2 protein-coding genes and 1 pseudogene are annotated in these 1,610 nt (G+C 52.8%); all 3 read right to left on the bottom strand.

The features are described from left to right. Window positions 1-988, bottom strand: a 988-nt coding sequence (gene murB, locus INT22_RS11280) for a UDP-N-acetylmuramate dehydrogenase (RefSeq protein WP_193068244.1), incomplete at its 3' end; no start/stop codon positions are given. Beyond that, window positions 975-1,460 (bottom strand): low molecular weight protein-tyrosine-phosphatase, encoded by a 486-nt coding sequence (locus tag INT22_RS11275; protein ID WP_193061321.1) that lies wholly within the window; start codon window positions 1,458-1,460, stop codon window positions 975-977. The genes INT22_RS11275 and murB, both read right to left, overlap by 14 nt. After that, window positions 1,457-1,610 (bottom strand): annotated as a pseudogene (locus INT22_RS20815) (3-deoxy-manno-octulosonate cytidylyltransferase); the annotation flags it as partial. The pseudogene INT22_RS20815 and the gene INT22_RS11275, both read right to left, overlap by 4 nt.

The raw sequence follows: 1,610 nt of genomic DNA, 5'->3' as shown, positions 1-1,610 counted from the left end.
AGACCTGGTGGGCAATATGCTCTGCAAACTGCAGTAGCTCGCACCGATCGCCACCGCCAAAATGCACAAGCACCAAGGCCTGCCGCGCGTGAACACCGAAAGCCCCTTGCCGAACCCCTTTCAACCCACACTGATCAATCAACCACCCCGCTGCCAGTTTGGATTGACCGTTAATCTGCGGAAAATATGGCATGCTAGGGTATGCCTGTAACAAGCGTGATAACTGATCGCTGTTAACTAGCGGGTTTTTAAAGAAGCTACCCGCATTTGCGAGCACCTGAGGGTCCGGTAGTTTTTCCTGACGAATAGCACACACTGCTTGAGCCACCGCCAAGCAATTCGCCGAAGCGGCTACCCGGGCAGCTAAATCTCCATAACCCAGTCTTGGTAGCGGCGTTTTTGATAGCCGAAGCGCCAACTGAGTAATGACGACTTTATCCGCTAGCGATTTTTTGAAGATGCTATCTCGGTAACCAAATTGGCAAGCATCGGCGCTTAACCAACGTACACTACCCGACGCCAACTCTACTACCTGCACCCCTACCAGAACGTCTTTAAGCTCGACACCGTATGCACCAATGTTCTGTACCGGTGCTGCGCCGCAATCACCAGGAATCAGCGCTAAGTTTTCAATACCCCACAGGCCGCGAGCCGCTAGCGTCATGACTAACGAATGCCAATTAACGCCTGCTCCCACATGAGCAACAACAGACTCTCCGCAACTCTCTAGCCACCACTGCTGCATAGCAGGCCGAATCGTAATGCCTTTCAGCTTAGCGGGAAGCAGCACATTACTGCCACCTCCCAAGAGCGTAATGTGCCACTGCTTAGCAACGGCTTCACGCACCACATGCTGGAGTGCACTTAGCGTTTTAGGGGCAACATACCGCTCCGCCTGACAGGGTAAACGCAGCGTGTTCGCAGAGGTTAAATCGACTGACTGGCAACGACTAAGCAAATCATTATTACCTCTTTCACAACTCGTCATTTCTCAGCCCGTCATTTCTCAGCTGGGCAATTAGCCCTGTAGAAGCCGCCTCAATTAGATTCAGGACATGTTCAAAGCCCTCATCACCACCGTAATAAGGGTCGGGCACTTCAGCATCTGGCATATCGGCAAAATCTAGCAAGAGCCCCACATGGGCACGACTGGTACTCGGCTGTAGCGCTCGCATTGCCTTGAGGTTGTCGCGATCCATGCCTAGCACATAGTCGAATTCAAGAAAGTCACTGGCGCTTAGCTGACGAGCGCGCAAATGACTAATATCGATACCACGCTGCAAAGCAGCTGCCTGGGCACGGCTGTCTGGCGCTTTTCCAACATGCCAGCTACCTACACCACAAGAGTCAACGTTGATATGACGACTTAAGCCAGCCTCTTCAACAGCGTGCCAAAAGACGCCTTCGGCCGTTGGCGAACGACAAATATTGCCCAAACAGACAAATAGGACGCGCTTCATTCGCTTCCACCTTCACTTTCACTCGCCAGAAGCGCTCTCACCCTGGCTAAGTCTTCCGGCGTATCCACACCAGGAGGATTGATAGTGCTGGCTAGCGCAACTTGAATGGCATAGCCATGCTGTAGCGCACGCAGCTGTTCTAGCTGCTCC

Origin of the sequence: Halomonas sp. 3D7M, assembly GCF_014897885.1 — a bacterium.
GTDB lineage: Bacteria > Pseudomonadota > Gammaproteobacteria > Pseudomonadales > Halomonadaceae > Vreelandella.
The sequence above is the reverse complement of the archived record's forward strand: the minus strand, read 5'-3'. Positions and strand labels throughout refer to the sequence as shown.